16 protein-coding genes and 1 pseudogene are annotated in these 16,934 nt (G+C 75.1%); 12 read left to right on the top strand and 5 right to left on the bottom strand.

The window, feature by feature from the left end; genetic code table 11:
* The first annotated feature begins 59 nt into the window (after nt 1-59).
* Complete coding sequence (locus tag ABZ479_RS13780) at nt 60-662, top strand: GNAT family N-acetyltransferase (RefSeq protein ID WP_499605554.1); 603 nt, start codon at nt 60-62, stop codon at nt 660-662.
* Between the two features lie 22 nt (nt 663-684).
* Here ABZ479_RS13780 and ABZ479_RS13785 read toward each other — a convergent pair whose 3' ends face one another.
* Nucleotides 685-873: a DUF4236 domain-containing protein gene (locus ABZ479_RS13785; protein WP_499605552.1), complete on the bottom strand. Its 189-nt coding sequence runs from the start codon at nt 871-873 to the stop codon at nt 685-687.
* 96 nt (nt 874-969) lie between these two features.
* A complete protein-coding gene (locus tag ABZ479_RS13790; protein WP_500461767.1) occupies nt 970-1,710 on the bottom strand; it encodes a TetR/AcrR family transcriptional regulator in 741 nt (246 codons plus the stop codon).
* Between the two features lie 61 nt (nt 1,711-1,771).
* Between ABZ479_RS13790 and ABZ479_RS13795 the strand changes: the two genes are divergently transcribed.
* A complete protein-coding gene (locus tag ABZ479_RS13795; protein ID WP_500461768.1) occupies nt 1,772-3,193 on the top strand; it encodes a hypothetical protein in 1,422 nt (473 codons plus the stop codon).
* 11 nt (nt 3,194-3,204) lie between these two features.
* Here the strand turns inward: ABZ479_RS13795 and ABZ479_RS13800 are convergent, their stop codons facing one another.
* Nucleotides 3,205-4,356 (bottom strand): serine hydrolase domain-containing protein, encoded by a 1,152-nt coding sequence (locus tag ABZ479_RS13800; protein ID WP_500461769.1) that lies wholly within the window; start codon nt 4,354-4,356, stop codon nt 3,205-3,207.
* Nucleotides 4,357-4,536: 180 nt separating this feature from the next.
* On the opposite strand from ABZ479_RS13800, the gene ABZ479_RS13805 reads away from it, so the two are divergent.
* Complete coding sequence (locus ABZ479_RS13805) at nt 4,537-5,799, top strand: NAD(P)/FAD-dependent oxidoreductase (RefSeq protein ID WP_500461770.1); 1,263 nt, start codon at nt 4,537-4,539, stop codon at nt 5,797-5,799.
* 53 nt (nt 5,800-5,852) lie between these two features.
* On the opposite strand, the gene ABZ479_RS13810 is transcribed toward ABZ479_RS13805, so the two are convergent.
* A complete protein-coding gene (locus tag ABZ479_RS13810; protein WP_500461771.1) occupies nt 5,853-6,443 on the bottom strand; it encodes a TetR/AcrR family transcriptional regulator in 591 nt (196 codons plus the stop codon).
* Nucleotides 6,444-6,726: 283 nt separating this feature from the next.
* Here ABZ479_RS13810 and ABZ479_RS13815 point away from each other — a divergent pair, with 283 nt between their 5' ends.
* The 6 genes from ABZ479_RS13815 to ABZ479_RS13840 all read left to right on the top strand — a co-directional run bounded on the left by ABZ479_RS13815 (nt 6,727) and on the right by ABZ479_RS13840 (nt 11,638).
* Nucleotides 6,727-8,175: an MFS transporter gene (locus tag ABZ479_RS13815; RefSeq protein WP_500461772.1), complete on the top strand. Its 1,449-nt coding sequence runs from the start codon at nt 6,727-6,729 to the stop codon at nt 8,173-8,175.
* A 91-nt stretch (nt 8,176-8,266) separates the two neighbouring features.
* A complete protein-coding gene (locus ABZ479_RS13820; RefSeq protein ID WP_500461773.1) occupies nt 8,267-9,322 on the top strand; it encodes an aldo/keto reductase in 1,056 nt (351 codons plus the stop codon).
* A 145-nt stretch (nt 9,323-9,467) separates the two neighbouring features.
* Nucleotides 9,468-10,067, top strand: coding sequence for a molybdopterin-dependent oxidoreductase (locus ABZ479_RS13825; protein WP_500461774.1), 600 nt, complete (start codon nt 9,468-9,470; stop codon nt 10,065-10,067).
* Complete coding sequence (locus tag ABZ479_RS13830; RefSeq protein WP_500461775.1) at nt 10,037-10,792, top strand: ferredoxin reductase; 756 nt, start codon at nt 10,037-10,039, stop codon at nt 10,790-10,792. The genes ABZ479_RS13825 and ABZ479_RS13830 overlap by 31 nt, the downstream gene beginning before the upstream one ends.
* A 35-nt stretch (nt 10,793-10,827) precedes the next feature.
* Entirely contained in the window at nt 10,828-11,163 is a 336-nt protein-coding gene (locus ABZ479_RS13835) for a hypothetical protein (RefSeq protein ID WP_499605536.1), read from the top strand.
* Between the two features lie 151 nt (nt 11,164-11,314).
* Nucleotides 11,315-11,638 carry a hypothetical protein gene (locus ABZ479_RS13840; protein WP_500461776.1) on the top strand — a complete coding sequence of 108 codons (324 nt, stop codon included), beginning with the start codon at nt 11,315-11,317 and terminating at the stop codon, nt 11,636-11,638.
* A 170-nt stretch (nt 11,639-11,808) separates the two neighbouring features.
* On the opposite strand, the gene ABZ479_RS13845 is transcribed toward ABZ479_RS13840, so the two are convergent.
* Nucleotides 11,809-11,940: a hypothetical protein gene (locus tag ABZ479_RS13845; protein ID WP_500461777.1), complete on the bottom strand. Its 132-nt coding sequence runs from the start codon at nt 11,938-11,940 to the stop codon at nt 11,809-11,811.
* Nucleotides 11,941-12,086: 146 nt separating this feature from the next.
* Between ABZ479_RS13845 and ABZ479_RS13850 the strand changes: the two genes are divergently transcribed.
* The 3 genes and pseudogenes from ABZ479_RS13850 to ABZ479_RS13860 all read left to right on the top strand — a co-directional run bounded on the left by ABZ479_RS13850 (nt 12,087) and on the right by ABZ479_RS13860 (nt 16,900).
* Complete coding sequence (locus ABZ479_RS13850) at nt 12,087-14,144, top strand: ATP-binding SpoIIE family protein phosphatase (RefSeq protein WP_500461778.1); 2,058 nt, start codon at nt 12,087-12,089, stop codon at nt 14,142-14,144.
* 533 nt (nt 14,145-14,677) lie between these two features.
* Nucleotides 14,678-15,157, top strand: a pseudogene (locus ABZ479_RS13855) (ATP-binding cassette domain-containing protein); the annotation flags it as partial.
* Nucleotides 15,158-15,274: 117 nt separating this feature from the next.
* Nucleotides 15,275-16,900, top strand: a complete 1,626-nt coding sequence (locus tag ABZ479_RS13860) for an ABC-F family ATP-binding cassette domain-containing protein (protein ID WP_500461779.1) — start codon at nt 15,275-15,277, stop codon at nt 16,898-16,900.
* Nucleotides 16,901-16,934 lie beyond the last annotated feature (34 nt).

The raw sequence follows: 16,934 nt of genomic DNA on the forward strand, positions 1-16,934 counted from the left end.
CGTGGGCGGGAATCCCGCGAGTCGGTGCGGTGGCGTGCCCGCCGGATTAGCGTGCGGGCATGGCACTCCGCTTCCCTGCTCCGGTCACCATCGACGGCCGGTACGCGCGGCTGGTCCCGCTGTCGCCGCTGCACGTACCCGCGCTGTTCGCCGCCGCGCGCGCCGACGAGGGCATGTGGCGCTGGCTGTCGACGACACCACCGGGTTCACCGGGCGAGATGGCGTCGCTGGTGGAACAGCGGCTGGCGCAGGCGGCGGCGGGGGAGTCCGTGGTGTTCGCGGTCGTCCCGCACGCCACGGAGCGCCCGTCGGGATGGGCCGCGTACATCGACGTCTCGGTCGTCGACGAGCGCGTGGACATCGGCTGGAGCTGGCTGGACCCCGCCCTGTGGGGCAGCCCGGTGCACCTGGAGACCCACTTCATGCTGGTCTACTACGCCTTCGAGGACCTGGGCTTCGGGCGCGTCCAGTGGCGCCTGGACGACCTGGACCTGCCGACCCAGGACGCGGTCTCCCGCATCGGCGGCATCCGCGAGGGCGTGCTGCGCCGGCACTGCCGCCGCGTCGACGGGTCGTGGCGCGACACCGTCTATTACTCCCTGGTCGCCGCGGAGTGGCCGGCCGTGCGGGAACGCTGGATGGCGGGCTGGATCCTCGAGTGAGGCCGGGGGGCCGCCGAGGGCGTCAGTGCCCCTTGCGCGTGCGCCGCCAGGAGAACGGCCCCGGGAGGTCGACGGACTCGGTGCGCTCACCGCGGGTGTTGACCGTGTGGTGGACGCCCTTGCTGCCGGTGGTGATGGACAGCGAGCGCTTGTTGATGTTCAGGCGGACGCCGGGCAGGATCCGGAACGACTTGCGGAAGTGCAGCGGCATGTCGTGCTCCTTTGCGAGAGTTCGGTCTGGAGTACGTGTGCCCTGCTGACGCCCTTTCATCAGGGGCTCTTCGCGGCGGAGTCGTGCGACGCCGGGTCAGCCCCCGGGGCCGCGCCGCGGCAGGCGGGCGGCGATGCCGTCGACGAGGAACCCCAGGCTCAGCTCGAACTGCTCGTCGGGGCCGGGACCGGAGGGCGCCTCCATCCACCGCGCGAGCAGCGGGTGGCGTCCGCCCTCCGCGGCCAGTTCGCGGGCGGTGGTGACGGCGGCGGCGAGCTGCCCCGGGGTGTGGATGCCGTGGCGGCGGCGCATCGCGAGCTCCTCGGCCTCCTGCTGGGCGCTGCCGAGGACGTGCCGGTCCAGGAGCGCCGCGTAGGTCATGGCCTCGCCCAGCGCCGCGCCCCGGCCGACGAGCACCTGGAGCACGAACTCGGTGCGGCGCATCATGTGCGGCCCCAGCGGCGGGCGCGTCGGGGCGAGTTGGGCGAACCACAGGTGCCGCTGGACGACGGTCCAGGTCCCGGTGGCCACCGCGAGCAGGTCGGCCCGCCAGTCGGGGCCGGGCGCGGAGGGCAGCGGCATCTCGGCGGTGACGGCGTCGAGCATGAGGTCGACCATGCCGTCCTTGCTCATCACATGGCGGTAGAGGGCCATCGGCGTGTACGGCCCGAGCCGCTTGGCGACCGCGGCCATCGTCAGGGCCTGCGGACCGCCCTCGTCGGCGACGGCGATCGCGGCGCGCACGATGTCGTCCCGCTCCAGCGGGCTCTGGCGGCGCCGCGGTGCGGGCCGCGTCCAGATCAGCGGGGCCGGGGCGCTCTCCGGGGACTCCTTCACGGAGGGAGTTTACAACGTCAGCTAGAGTATATGACGTATACGCAAGAGAGAGGGAGCAGCCATGACCCAGCCCACCGCCCCGGCCGGGATCCGCCTCGGCGTCGTCCGGGGCATCAGCTACGGCCTGTTCGGGGCACCGGACAGCTTCGTGCCGGAGGCGCGGGGGCTCGGCGCCGGCCTGGTGCGCGTCTTCCTCTACTGGGGCCAGCTCGAGCCGGAGCCCGGACGGTACGACTGGTCGGCGGTCGACGCCGTCCTCGGGCAGCTCGATCCGGCGGCCGAGCTCTGGGTCACCGTCTGTGCCAGCTCCCCGTGGGCGACCCGGCAGCCGAGCGGCTTCCTCCCGTCCTCACCCGCCCTCGACCCCGCCGGGTACGAGCGTTTCGTCCGCGACCTCGCCGCCCGCTGCCGGGGCCGTGTCGACTACTGGCAGTGCGGCAACGAGCCCAGCAACACCGGACTGCTCTGGGCGGGCACCGCACCGGAGTACGTGGCCCAGCTCACCGCCTTCCACCGCGCCGTGCGGGCCGCGGACCCGGCCGCCGCCGTCGTCCTCGGCGGCTGCGGATACGACGTGCTGTCCGGCCCCGCGGACAGCGAGGCCCGGCGCTTCTTCGACCACGTCGTCGAGCACGGCCGCGACGCCTACGACCTCTTCGACGTCCACCTCTACGGCGACCCCCACGCGATCCCGGACCAGGTCGCCCAGGCGCGCGCGATGATGCGCCGGCACGGATACGAACGCCCGGTGGTGGCGGGGGAGTACAACGGCCCCACCCTCTTCGAGTTCCCCCGGGCCCAGGCGGAACTCGAACACGCGATGACGGCCGCCTTCACGGGGGCGGCCGAGCCGGGCGAGGCGCCGGACCGGGCGACCATGCGCCTGCTCTACGAACGCGCCGCCGAACTCCCGCCGGAGCTGCGCATGTTCATGGAGGACTGCCCGCCGGAGCTCGCCGGCCGCCGCGACCGCGTGAACCGCCGCCAGATCGTCACCCGCACCCTCCTCGCCCTCGCCGCGGGCGTCACCCGTACGGCCTGCTGGAACCTCGCCCCGGAGATCCCCGGCTACCGCGACCGCCTCAACCTCATGGGCTTCCTCTTCGGCGGACTCGCCCTGATGGACTACGAGGGCGCCGCTCCGACCCGCCGCCGCCCCGCGGCCGAGGCCTTCGCGCTCCTGACCGCGTACCTCGACGGCGTCACCGGCGTCCGCCGCCTCGCCGCGGATGACCCCGGGCTGTACGTCTTCCAGGTGTCCCGGAAGGGCCGTGGTCCGCTCCGCGTCCTCTGGCGTTCCGGCGACCCCTTCACCGGCGAGGACGATCCCGCCTCCCTCGCCGGCCTCCCCTGGCCGCACGCCACCGCCCACGCGACCGACGCCTTCGGCGCCCCCGTGCCGCTGCGCCGGGCCGGGGACACCGTCGGCGTCCCCCTCTCGGTCACCCCGGTCTTCCTCTCGGCGGAACCCGGGGGCGGGTGACCGCGCGGGGCTCAGGCCCCGGCCGCGTGGGCCCAGAACGCGCGCATCGTCGCGGGGGCCGCCGGCCCGGTCAGTTCGACCTGGGTGAGCAGCACCGTCACGGTGTCCGTGGCCGGGACGATGTGCGCCGCCGTGCCGGTCCCGCCGATCCAGCCGTAGCGTCCCGGCACGTTCCAGGGGGCGAGGGGCACGACGTCCACGGACCCCCCGAACCCCCAGCCCTGGCCCTCCAGGAAGAGCTCGTTCGCGCCGCGCTCCTCCGGCGGCAGGTGGTCGGTCGTCATCAGGCGCACGGACTCCTCCGACAGCAGCCGCCGGCCGCCCGCGGTGCCGCCCGCGAGCAGCATCCTGCCGAAGGCGTACCAGTCGTCGACGGTGGACACCAGGCCGCTCGCGCCGGACGGGAACGCCGGAGGACTGCTCCACTGCCCGTCGGGGGCGTCCACCAGCTCGAGACCTCCCGGCGGATCCGGACGGTAGTAGCCGGCGAGGCGGCCGATGCCGGAGGGCGGCACGGAGAAGCCGGTGTCGGTCATGCCCAGCGGTCCGAAGATCCGCTCCGCCAGGAACTCGGGCAGCGGACGGCCGGACACCCGGGCGACCAGGACGCCCTGGATGTCGGAGCACGTGTTGTAGAGCCAGGCCTCGCCCGGCTGGCGCAGCAGGGGGATCCCGCCCAGCGTCGCCATCCAGGCGTCCGGCGCCATGACCTGCTGCGGCCGGGGCGGTCCCTGCAGCAGCTCGCCGAACAGCGGGGCGAGCGCGGGCAGGGAGAAGTCCGCGGGGAATCCGTAACCGGCGCGCGAGGCCAGCAGGTCGAGGACGGTGATCGGCGCCGCCGCCGGCACCACGTCGTCGAGCGCGCTCGCCGGGGTGCGGACGACCACGGGCCCGGCCAGCTCGGGCAGCCAGGCGGCGACGGGGTCCGACAGGGCGACGAGGCCGTCGTCGACGAGCATCATGACCGCCGCGGCGACGACCGGTTTGGTGATCGACGCGATGCGGAAGAGGGAGTCCCTGGCCATGGGGGCCGGGTCCGTGACGCCCAGCGTCCCCACGGCAGCCACCTCCACCCGGTCGCCGCGCGCGACCAGGCCCACCGCCCCGGGCACCGACCCGTCGTCCACGAACGCCTGCAGGACCTCGCGCAGCCGCGGCTCCATCGCCTCCACCTTCCCTCGTGTGCCGTCACCGGGAAGGACCCCCGGAGCGACGAGGACTCATCGGTGCGCGGGCGGCGCCCCGTTCGGCGGTGTGTTGCAGGGGGCGGCCCCGGGCACCCGCGTAGCGTACGGAAGGCCGGCCCGTATCGGGGTGTACACGGAGGAAAGGGCACCGGATCCATGCAGCAGGAACGCGGTGGCCGCTGTGACGTGATCGTGGTCGGGGCGGGCGCCGCCGGGCTGGCCTGCGCGGCGGACCTCGTCGTGGCGGGCCTGACGGTACGGGTGCTGGAGGCCTCGGACGCCGTCGGCGGACGGATGCGCACCGACCGGCACCGGGGCTTCCTCCTCGACCGCGGCTTCCAGGTCTTCAACACCTCCTACCCCCAGGTGAAGCGCCGTCTGGAGCTGGAGGCGCTGCGGCTGCGGCCGTTCACCCCCGGCGTCCTGGTGCACACCTCCCGCGGCCGGCTGCGCTTCGCCGACCCGACCCGCCCGCCGTACGCGACCGGCGACCTGCTGCCCGGCCGGCTCGCGTCGGGGCGCGACCTGGCGGCGCTGGGCGTCCTGAGCGCCCGTGACATGGTGCTGCCCGCGGGCAGGCTGCGCGCGGGCGCCGACACCACGACGCTCACCGCGCTGGCCGCCGCGGGCATCTCGCCCGAACTGGTGGAGACCCTGTTCCGGCCGTTCCTGTCCGGGGTCTTCCTGGAGGACGAACTGGAGACCTCCAGCCGCTTCTTCCACTTCGTCTGGCGCAGCATGCTGCGCGGCACCCTCGCCCTGCCCGCCGAGGGGATCGGCGCCGTGCCCGCGCAGCTCGCCGGGCGACTGCCCGCCGGCACGGTCCGCACCGATGCCCCGGTGCGCGAACTGACCGGCGACGGGGTGCTGCTGGAGGACGGCACGGACCTCGCCGCGCCCGTCGTGGTGGTGGCCACCGGACCGGGAGCGGCCGCCCGCCTGCTGCCCGGCCTCACGACCCCGCCCACGCGGACCGTGACGACCTACTACCACGCCGCCGACGGGTCGCCGCTCGGCGAGCCGACGCTGATGGTGGACGAACGCCGCCGCTTCCTCAACACCGTGGTCCTCACCGAGGTGCAGCCCGGACTCTCCCCGGACGGCCGCGCCCTGGTGGCGACCTCGGTGCTCGGCGCGCCGGGCCCCGCCGACGAACCGGCCCTGACCGCCGCGCTGTCGGACGCGTACGGCACGGACGCCGCCGCCTGGGAGCCGTTGCACCGCTGCACCGTGCGCGAGGCCCTGCCCGCGATGCCGGCGCCCCATCCGATGACCCGCACGACCCGCTTCGCCCCGGGGCGCCATGTGTGCGGCGACCACCGGGCGACCGGGTCGCTCCAGGGCGCGCTGGCCTCGGGCACGCGGGCGGCCCGCGAGGTGCTGTCGGACCGCCGCAGGGCGGCGACGCGGCTGCGCTGAGCGCCTGAGTTCCCGGGTCCCCGGGTGCCGGGGGCGGTGGTGCGCCCGGGCGCTCAGTCGATCGCGGCGTCCACCAGCACGGTGGCGATGGCGCGGGCGTGGGCGCCCGGGCCGCTCGCGTTCAGCGCGGTGCTGCGTGAGACGGCGCCGTCGTACAGCAGGGCGAGCCGCTCGCCGAGCTCCTCGGGGTCGCGGGCACCGGCCTGCCGCGCGAGGGCGGACAGCCTGCGGGCGAACTCGGTCTTGTAGGCGGCCACCAGCACGTGGACCGGGTGGCCGGGGTCCGGGACCTCGACGGCGGCGTTCAGGAAGGGGCAGCCGCGCAGCGGGCCGTCCATCGTCCGCGGGCGCCAGTCGAAGATCGCCAGGAGCTGCCCCCGCGGGTCCGGGCAGGGCTCCCCGGGGACCACCTCGGGGGGGAGCAGGCCGTCCTCGAGTGCGCTCAGGTAGGCCTGGACGAGGTCGTCCTTGCTCGCGAAGTGCGTGTACAGGGTGCGCTTCGACACGTTGGCGACGGTGGCCAGCTGGTCCATCCCGGTCGCGTTGACCCCCTGGGCGATGAACAGCTCCGTCGCCGCCTTGAGGATCCGCTCCCGGGCGCCTCGGCCACTGCGCCGGCGTACGGGGGAGGGTGCGTCGCTCATGCGTCGAGGATACCGATCGTTTTACTTCACCGGAAACGGCTGCTACGGTTGTGCTTAAGTAAACCGATCGGTGTACTTAAGCCGGTGTGGGGCTTCCCCCGCCCCGCCCGGAACCTGCCACCCCGTCCCCGTTCCGTCCCCTTCCCGCGGGGACGAGGGCCCCGTTTCCCCCACGCACGCACCGCTTCGCGCCGCGACGCCGCGGCGACCCTCCGACGTCCCGTCGTGCCGGGCCGCCCCGGCCCGTGTACGGCGCGACCGTGCCCCTTCCCGGAGACAGACCATGACCCGTACCCCTTCGCACCCCGTCGGCGCCGGCGCCGTCGGGCGGACGCCGGCCGCCGGCGGCCCGGCCGTCCCACGCCGCACCCCGCACCCCGGGGTCGTGCTCGCCGTCCTGGCGACCTCGGTGTTCCTCTCCGCCCTCGACGCCTTCGTCGTCAACGTGGCCCTGACCCCCATCGGGCGCGGTGTGGGCGAGACCTCGCTGTCCCGGCTCAGCTGGATACTCAACGGCTACGCGATCGTGTACGCCGCGCTGCTCGTCCCGGCCGGGCGGCTGAGCGACCGCTACGGCCGCAAGGCCGGATTCCTGCTCGGGCTGGGCGTGTTCACCCTCGCCAGCCTCGGCGCCGCCCTCAGCGGCGACCTGTGGGTCCTGGTCGCCTTCCGCTTCCTGCAGGCCGCGGGCGCGGCCGTCCTCACCCCGGCCAGCCTCGGTCTCGTCCTGACCACGGCGCCGCCCGCGAAGGTCGCCCGCTCGGTGCAGATCTGGGCGGCCAGCGGCTCGCTCGCCGCCGCGGCGGGGCCCGTGGTCGGCGGTCTGCTCGTCCAGCTGGCCTGGCAGTGGATCTTCCTGCTCAACCTGCCGATCGGCGCGGCGGCGTTCGTCCTCGCGGCGCGGCTCCTGCCGGGCGGTCGGGCCGCCACCGACGCGCGGCTGCCCGACCTCCTCGGCGGGGCGCTGCTGGTGGTGGCCATCGGCGCGCTCGCGCTGGGCCTGGTCCAGGGCCCGGAATGGGGGTGGGCGACCGCACCCACCGCCGGTGCCTTCGCCGTCGCCGCCGCTGCGCTGGCGGCCTGCCTGCTGCGCTCGGCCCGCCATCCCGTCCCCGTGGTCGACCTCGGCCTGCTGCGCGACCGGGTGTTCGCCTCGGCGAACGTCGCCGCCCTGCTGTTCTACGCCGCCTTCGCGATCCAGTTGCTGGGCCTGACCCTGTGGCTGCAGCAGGTGTGGCACTGGTCGGCCGTCGAGACCGGGCTCGGCGTCGCGCCCGGCCCGGGCATGGTCTTCGCCGCCTCGGCCCTCGGGCGGCGGATCGGCCGACGCGTGCCGGTCGGCACCGTGGCGGCGCTCGGCTCCGTCCTGGTCGCCCTCGGTACCGTCTGGACCGCCCTGCACGCCGGAGGGGACCTCGACTACGCCGTGGACATCCTGCCCGGCTGGCTCGTGGCCGGCGTCGGCGTGGGGCTGGCCCTGCCCACGATGATCTCCTCCGCGACCGCGGGCCTGCCCAGGGAACGCGCCGCCACCGGCAGCGCCGTCGTCACCATGGCCGGCCAGGTCGGCACGGTGCTCGGCGTCAGCGCCCTGGTCGTCGTCCTCGCCGCCGCCGGTCCCGGGGACCCGGCGCACACCTTCGCCGTCGCCTGGTGGATCTCGGCCGGCGTCGTGGCGCTGAGCGCGCTCGCCGTCCTCGGGATCAGCCCCCGCGCCGCCCGGCGCGGCTGACGAACCGCCGGCGGCCCCACCCCCCCCGAAGCCCTCCCACCCCACCTCACCCCGCACCACAAGCGACCACCCGTCAAGGAGAGAAGACCCCATGCGTCACACGACCTTCGGACACCGGACCGGACTGCGCGTCTCCGAGTACGCCCTCGGCACCGGCAACTTCGGCACCCGCTGGGGCGCCGGCGCCGACCTGGACGAGTCCCGCCGGATGTTCGACAGGTTCGCCGAGGCCGGCGGCACCTTCATCGACACCGCCGACACCTACCAGGCCGGCGAGTCGGAGGAAGTCCTCGGCACCCTCCTCGCCGCGGACCGCGACCACTTCGTCGTGGCGAGCAAGTACAGCGTCGGCGCCGGCCCGCACCCGGACGTCTCCCGGAGCGGCAACGGCCGCAAGAACATGGTCCTGTCGCTGGAGGCCAGCCTCAAGCGCCTCGGGACCGACCACCTCGACCTGTTCTGGGTGCACTTCCCGGACGACCTCACCCCCGTCGAGGAGATCCTGCGCGGCCTGGACGACCTCGTCAGCTCCGGCAAGATCCTGTACCTCGCGCTGTCGAACTTCCCCGCCTGGCGCGTCGCCCGCGCCGTCACGCTCACCGAGCTGCGGAACCTGGCCCCCGTCGCCGGCATCCAGGTCGAGTACAGCCTCGTGGAACGGACCGCCGACCGCGAGCTGCTGCCCATGGCCGAGGGCCTCGGGCTCGGTGCCGCCCTGTGGTCCCCGCTCGGCGGCGGCCTGCTCACCGGCAAGTACCGAGGCGGTCCCGAGGGCCGGCTCAGCGACCTGAAGACGCTGATCCACACCGAGTCCTCCGCCCGGAAGACCGCGGTCGTCGACACCGTCCTGGCCGTCGCCGAGGAGACCGGGGCGACGCCCGCGCAGGTGTCCGTGGCCTGGCTCCGCGAGCGCGCCGCCCGCGCCGCCACGTCCTTCGTGCCGATCATCGGCCCGCGCAACACCGCCCAGCTCGAGGACTACCTCGGCGCGCTCGACGTACGGCTCGCCCCCGAGCAGTACACGCGCCTGAGCGAGGTCGGCGCCGTACCGCTCGGCGTCCCCCACGAGGCCACCGCCGGCATGATGGGCCGGCTCCGCGGCGGCGACGCCTCCCTGGTGGCCGGGCCGGTGCGGCCGGTCGCCTGATCCCGTGCGGTGCGGGCGGCACCGGTCACCGCGACCGGGGCCGCCGCCCCGCGGGCTCCGGTGGACCGGATCCCCGCGGTCCGCGATGCTGGGGATCCGCACCACGGGCGAGCCGGGGCGGCGAGCAGAGGAAGGACGGCGCGGCATGCCCATCATCTCGCGCGGATTCCACGGCCGGCGCCCCACGTCGGGCAACAAGCTCCCGCCGGGACAGTACGAGACCTTCGACTTCCCGGTCATGTCCGCCGGCCCCACCCCGCGGATCTCCCACGACGACTGGGAGTTCACCGTCGTCACCGAGGACGGCACCCGCCACCGCTGGAACTGGGCGGAACTCGTCGCGCTGCCCGCCGAGACCCCGACGGTCGACCTGCACTGCGTGACGAAGTGGTCCAGGTTCGGCACCCACTGGCGGGGCGTCTCCCTCGACACGCTGCTCGCCGACGTCGAGACCGCCGCCGAGTACGCCCTCGTTCACTCCTACGGCGGCTACACCACCAACCTGCCGCTGGAGGACCTCCTCGACGGGCAGGCGTGGATCGCCCACGAGTACGACGGCGACGAACTCGCCGCCGAGCACGGCGGTCCCGCCCGGCTGCTGGTCCCGCACCTGTACCTGTGGAAGTCGGCGAAGTGGGTCCGCGGCATCCGGCTGCTCCTGGAGGACGAGCCCGGCTTCTGGGAGAGCGTCGGCTACCACGACTACGGAGACCCATGGCGCGAACAGCGGTACCAAGGCGACTAGGCGACCGCCTGCGCTGGCAGGCGGCCGAACTGGCCGAACGGCGACCCGAGTCGGTGGCGGCGTGGACCCTCGTGTTCGACGTGCCCGGCTGGCCGGGCCACCTGCCGGGACAGCACGTCGACGTCCGGCTCACCGCGGAGGACGGCTACAGCACCGAGCGCAGCTACTCCCTGGCGTCCGCCGCCGACGGCGACCGGGTCGAACTGACCGTCCAGCGCGTCGAGGACGGTGAGGTCTCGCCCTACCTGACCGACGACCTCGCCGTGGGGGACGCCGTCGAGATCCGCGGTCCCGTCGGCGGCTGGTTCGTCTGGAACCCCGGGCAGACCGAGCCGGTCCTGCTGGTCGGCGGCGGCTCCGGGCTCGTCCCCCTCATGGCGATGCTCCGCGGCCGCGCCGCCGCGGGCAGCCGCGCCCCGTTCCGGCTGCTGTACTCCGTGCGCACGCCCGAGGACCGGTTCTACGCCGCCGAACTCGACCGGGGCGCGCCCGGCGTCGACACCACCTACCTCTACACCCGTTCGGCACCGGACGGCGGCCCCCGCCCCGCGGGCCGGATCCAGGCGCGCGACCTGGCGGAATGGGGCTGGCCCGCGGACTTCGAACCGACCTGCTACGTGTGCGGACCCACCGGCTTCGTCGAGACGGCCGCGGGACTGCTGGTGGCCCTGGGGCACCATCCGGACCGCATCCGCACCGAACGCTTCGGCCCCAGCGGGGGCTGACCCCGCGTCATCGCACCGTGAGGAGACCACCGGCCATGACCGAGCGCTACGCGGCCCGCCTGATCGAGGTGCCCGACGAGGGCGTCCGCCTCCACCCGGAGCAGGGCACGGCGCCGCCCGAGCGGCCGACGGAGGTCAACCTGCTCGGCATGGCCGTCGCCCTCGCGCTCGGTGCGGCCGGCTACGAGCACCACCCGGCCCTGCGCGACCCCCGGCTGCAGACCCTGGAGGCACTGCTCGCGGGCGAGGCCGTCATGCCCTGGCGCCCGCCCGCCGCGGAGGCCGGGACCGCCGCGTACGTCGAGTGCGAGAGGTCCGGCTCCGGCGTCTTCACCTGCGCCGTCCGTCACCGGCCCGCCGAAGGGGCCTGACCCCCGCGCCGGGGTGGTACCGGCGTTCCCAGGTTCACCGGGGCCTGCCCGTCCTGCGATGGAGGGCGCCGAGCCCGCTGTTCCAACGGATCGACGGGTGGTGGTCCGGGACACGGCCGCCACGGAGACCCGAACGAGGAGAGCAGTGCCGATGCTTGCCACCGCCGCCCCCGGGGACCGATGGTTCGTGGGCTTGCAGTTCAGCACCCCCCGCGGTGCCGTGCGCAGCCACTACTACGTGGTCGGAGAGGCCACCGACGCCGACGACGCGGTGCGGACCGCGATGGACCGTGCCGCGGACGCCTACGAGCGCGCGGCACGGGAGGACGCCGCGATCGACGGCGTCGAGGTGCGCCGGCTGCGCTGGAACCCCCTGGGCTGGGCCTACCTCACCGCCCCCGACCGCGCCGGTGGCACGGAGGACCGGTGGGCCTCCTCCGTGGGAGGCGGGTGCGGGACGGCGTGGAGCACCTGATCACCCTGGACGACTCCGGGCGCATGGTGCCCACGGACCGCGCGGCCCCGGCACGCGCGGTGGCCGGCCTGATCGACGGACCCCTCGACGGTCCGGGCCCGCTGCGCCGGGCGGGCCTGGGACTCCTGGTGCCGGGCCGCCACGCGGAGGCCGTCGCATTCCTGGAGCGCTCACTTGCGCTCGCCGACGAGCGGTTCGCCGTCGCCGTGCACATCGACCTGGGCGACGCCCACCGCTGCGCCGGTGCCCCGGACGCGGCCGGGCCCCACTACCGGCAGGCCCTGCGCCTGGCCGAGGAACACGCCCCGGACCTGCTCTCCTTCTGCTCGCCCCGCCCGCCGCCGCCCCGCCCCCGGTGGCGCGGCCGGACCATCGGCGGGTTAACTGGGTGGGTCGATGGGAGGTGGACCGTGCCTCGTGACCAGCGACCCGGGCACGGACCGTCAGCGTGAGCGGCACCGGCGCCCCCGACGGGGCGGGCATCTACGAAAAGGCCCTGTTCGAGCAGGCCAGGACGGCCCTCGAGGTGTACGACCTGCGACTGCGCGTCCTGCGGGCCAACCCCGCGGCGCTCGCCGTGCGCGGCCTGCCCGAGGACGCCGTCGTCGGCGCCGCGCTCGCGGACCTGGACGACGGCATCCTGCTCTCACCCGTCATGCAGGAGGTCCTGGACAGCGGCTCCGCGGTCTTCGACCGTCCCGTCAGTGCCCGTCCGGCCACCGATCCGGGCACCGACCACGACTACGCCGTCACCGGCTACACCCTGCGGGACGACGGGCGGGCCATCGGCGTCGCCGCGATGGTCCACGACGTGACGGAGGAACTGCGCAAGCGCAGGGAACTGGACCTGCTGAACATCGCGCGCGCCACCATCGGCAACTCGCTGGACCCGCTGCGCACCGCGCAGGAACTGGCCGACATGGCGGTGCCGTGCTTCGCGGACGCCGTCGCGGTCGACCTCATGGAGTCCGTGCTGACCGGCGACGCGCCCGTCGGCCCGGTCACGGTCCGGCTGCCGATGCGCCGCGCCGCCTTCTCGTCCCGCGACGGGCAGTACGGCGCCTACGCCGTGGGCAGCGCCAGTCACTTCGCGTTCCCCACGCCGTACACGCAGGCCCTGGGCGACCTGCGGCCGCGACTGGTGGAGGCGGTGCCGTCCTCCGGCGGCTGGCTGGTGCACGACCGGGCGCGCGCGGACTTCATCGCCCGCTCCGGGACGCACTCGCTCATCGTGACGCCGCTGACCGTCCACGGGCTCGTCATGGGCCTGGCCAGCTTCTACCGGGGCGACCCGCGGACGTCCTCCTTCGACGAGCAGGACCTGTCGCTGGCGACCCAGCTCGCCACCTGCACCGCGATCTGCGTCGACAACGCCCGCCGCTTCACCCGCGAGCACACGGTCGCGACCACGCTGCAGCGCAGCCTGCTGCCCCGCATGCCGCCCGAGGCGGCGGCGGTCCGGTCCTCGCACTGCTACATGCCGGGCCGCTACGGCGCCCACTGGTTCGACGTCCTGCCCCTGTCGAGCTGCCGGGTGGGGCTGGTCATCGGGTACGTCCCCGGCGAGGACCTGCAGGCGTCCACCGCGATGGGACGGCTGCGGACCGCCGCCTCCACGCTGGCCGCGATGGACCTCCCGCCCGACGAACTGCTCGCCCACCTCGACGACGTGGGCCGCCGGCTGGCACTGGAGCAGGACGCGGACCCCGTCACGCTGCACCGCGCGCGGCCGCCGTTCACCGCCTCCTGCCTGTACGTGACGTACGACCCGGTCACCCAGGAGTGCGCGGCGGCGACCGCCGGACATGCCGCCCCGTTGGTGACCGCCCCCGACGGGGTGGTGAGCACGCTGGAGGTGCCGCCCGGGGCGGAGCTCGGCCAGGGCTCGCCCTACGAGACGGTGACGAAGCGGCTGCGGGCCGGGAGCCTGCTGACGCTGTACTCGGACGGCAGCAAGCGGCGGCACCCCGCCGAGGCCGAGGAGAGGCTCAGCCGGCTGCACGAGGTGGTCGCCGATCCCTGGACGTCCCCCGAGGAGGTGTGCGACCAGATCGTCTACAAGGTGCTGCGCGGTGCGACCCCGCAGGACGGCTCCGCCATCCTGGTGGCCAGGACCCGGGTCATCGAACCCGGCCACATCTCCTGCTGGACCTTCCCCGCGGAGGCGTCCTCCGTCCGCGAGGCCCGCCGTGCCGCGCACGGCCGGCTCGCGGAGTGGGGGCTGGAGGACCACGCACCCGTCACCGACCTGGTGGTCAGCGAACTCGCCACCAACGTCGTCCGGCACGCGAAGGGCCCCATCCGGCTGCGGCTGATCCTCGACCGGGCACTGACCGTGGAGGTGCACGACGACGCCGACACCGCGCCGCACCTGCGCCACGCCCGGCTGCAGGACGAGGGCGGCCGCGGTCTCTTCCTCGTCGCCTCCCTCACCCAGCACTGGGGCACCCGCTACGACGAGACCGGCAAGACGATCTGGGCCGAGCAGGAGCTGACGGACGCCTGACGCGGGCAGGGGCCCTCTTCGTCCGCACGCCGCCCTCCCGCCCTCCCGCCGCCGCCCTCCCGCCCGGACCCAACCGGTGGCGGGGAGGGCTCATGTCCGGGATCACGCCCGCCCCGGACGCAGAGCCGAACCCGTCGCGGACGCGCCCCGGTCCCGGGCGGTGACCTCGGGGTACCCCGGCGTGGTCGTTCCGCTCCTCCCGGGTACGACCGCCCTCCGGCCTCCCGGGGTGGCTGCTAGGGTGGCGCGGATCTCCGAATCGGGAACCAAGGGAGTCAGAACGTGGCGGGTGACGACGACATCTCCGGGTGATACCGGGTGTCCTCGGCCACCGGCGGGTGCGCACGATGCGCCGGCGCCGTGGCCGTTTCGTCATGCCTTCCCACACCTCCCTTCCCGCACGGCGGCCCCTTCGCCGTGCGCGGCGACCTCCCGAGGGCCCACCCATGTCCGACGCGTACGCCATCTGCGCCCATCTGCGCTTCTCCTTTCCTGACGGCACCCCCGTCTTCCAGGACCTGTCCTTCACCGACGGCGGCGGGCGGATCGCCCTGACCGGCCCCAAGGGCGCCGGCCGGTCCACGCTGCTGCGCCTGCTCCACGGCGACCCCGAGCCCGGGGAGGGCGGCCTGGTCAGGCGCGCCGACGACCGCGTCGCCCACCTCTCGCAACGTCTCGACGGGCCGGACGCCGACCGCACGGTGACCGGGAACCTCGCGCGGTTCGCCCCGGCCGCACCGGAGGCCGAGCCGATGAACCCGCTCGCCCGCTTCTCGTTCCGGGGCTCGCGTGCGCACCTGCCGGTCGGGGTGCTGTCCGCGGGCGAACGCCTGCGCGCCGCCCCGGCCCGCTCCCTGTGCGCCGAGCCCGCCCCGCACCTGCTCCTGGACGAGCCGACCGACGACCTCGAGCTGGTCAGCCAGGACGAGCGCTGCATCGAGCGGATCGGCGCCGGGCGCCGACCGCCTCCGCCGGAGGGGCGGCTGCGGGACACCGGCGCCGCTCCCGCGTAGCCCGGCTCCGCGCCCGGCCCAGGTCCGCCCCCGCCGTCCTCCTCGCACCCCCCGTCCTCCCCGCCCCGGCCGCCGTCACGGCGGCCGGGGCCTGCGACCCCTTCCCCTGGTGATGCCGTGAACCAGCCAGTCCTGTCCGCCCTGTCCGCCCACGACCTCGTCCGCACCTTCGGCGGCCGACGTGTGCTCGACGGCTTCTCCCTCACCGCCGCCCCCGGGCACCGGATCGGTCTCGTCGGCGAGAACGGCGCCGGCAAGTCGACCCTCCTCGAACTGCTCGCCGGAGTGGCCGAACCCGAGGCCGGCACCGTGGTGCGTCCTCCCGACCTGGGCTTCCTGCGCCAGGAACTGCCCTTCCCCGGCAGCGCCACCGTCGGCGAAGTCCTCGACGACGCCCTGCGCGAGGCACGCCGGTCGCTGGCCGAGCTCGACCGTCTCGCCGACGCCCTCGCCGCGACCCCGCAGGACGCGCCCGGCCACGGCGAACTGCTCGACGCGTACGCGGCGGCGCTCGACACCGCACAGACCCAGGAGGCCTGGGACGCCGACCGCCGCGCCGACGTCGTGCTCGCCGGTCTCGGCCTCGGGGACGTCACCCGCGACCGCGAACTGGCGCGGCTGTCCGGCGGCCGGCGCGGCCGGCTGGCGCTCGCCGCGCTCCTGGTGCGACGGCCCACCGCGCTCCTGCTCGACGAGCCGACGAACCACCTCGACGACACCGCCGCGGCCTTCCTGGAGGAACAACTGCGCGGCCTGCCGGGCGCCGTGGTGGTCGCGAGCCACGACCGGGCCTTCCTCGACGCCGTCTGCACCGATGTGATCGACCTCGACCCGGCGGCGGACGGCCCGGTCCGCCACGGTGGCAACTACAGCGCCTACCTGAAGGCGAAGCACGCGGAACGGGCCCGCTGGCAGCGGCGCTTCGAGGCCGAGCAGGAGGAACTCGACCAGCTTCGGGGGTCGGTGGAGGTCACCGCGCACCGGGTCGCGCACGACCGGCCGAAGCGCGACAACGAGAAGATGGGGTACGGCCACTCCGGCGGCCGTGTGCAGCAGCAGATCTCCCGCCGCGTGCGCAACGCCGCCCGCAGACTGGGCCAACTGGAGCGCGACCAGGTCGCCAGGCCGCCGGAGCCGCTGAGGTTCCGCGCCGCCGCGCTGGCCGCCCGGTCCGCCGAGGGCGTCCTGCTGGCGCTGCGCGACGTCCATGTGCCCGGCAGGCTCACCCTGGACCGCCTCGACGTGCCGGCGGCCGACCGGCTGCTGGTCACCGGCGTGAACGGCGCGGGGAAGTCGACCCTCCTGGCGGTGCTCGCCGGGCGGCTGGCCGCGGCGGGCAGCGTGCGTCGCAGGGAGGGCCTGACCGTCGGGTTGCTCACCCAGGACACGGTCTTCGAGCGGCCGCACCGCACGGCACGGGAGACCTACCTGGCGTCGCTCGGCGCCGGGCGCGCGGAGGCGGTGCCGCTGGCCGACCTCGGGCTGCTGGGCGCCCCGGAGCTGGACCGGCCGGTCGGGCAGCTGTCCGTCGGGCAGCGGCGCCGGCTGGCCCTGGCCCTGCTGGTGGCCGACCCGCCCGAGCTGCTGCTGCTCGACGAGCCCACCAACCACCTCTCGCCGCGGCTCGCGGACGAACTGGAGGACGCGCTCGGCCCGGGACCGGGCGCGATCGTCGTCGCCAGCCACGACCGCCGGCTGCGTTCCCGCTGGAGCGGCCGCGAACTGCGGCTGGACGTCTCGTGACCCGTACCGGGCCCGCCGCGCCCCACGCCCCGCG

The sequence above is a fragment of the Streptomyces sp. NPDC005722 genome (assembly GCF_040630935.1).
Classification (GTDB): Bacteria; Actinomycetota; Actinomycetes; order Streptomycetales; family Streptomycetaceae; genus Actinacidiphila.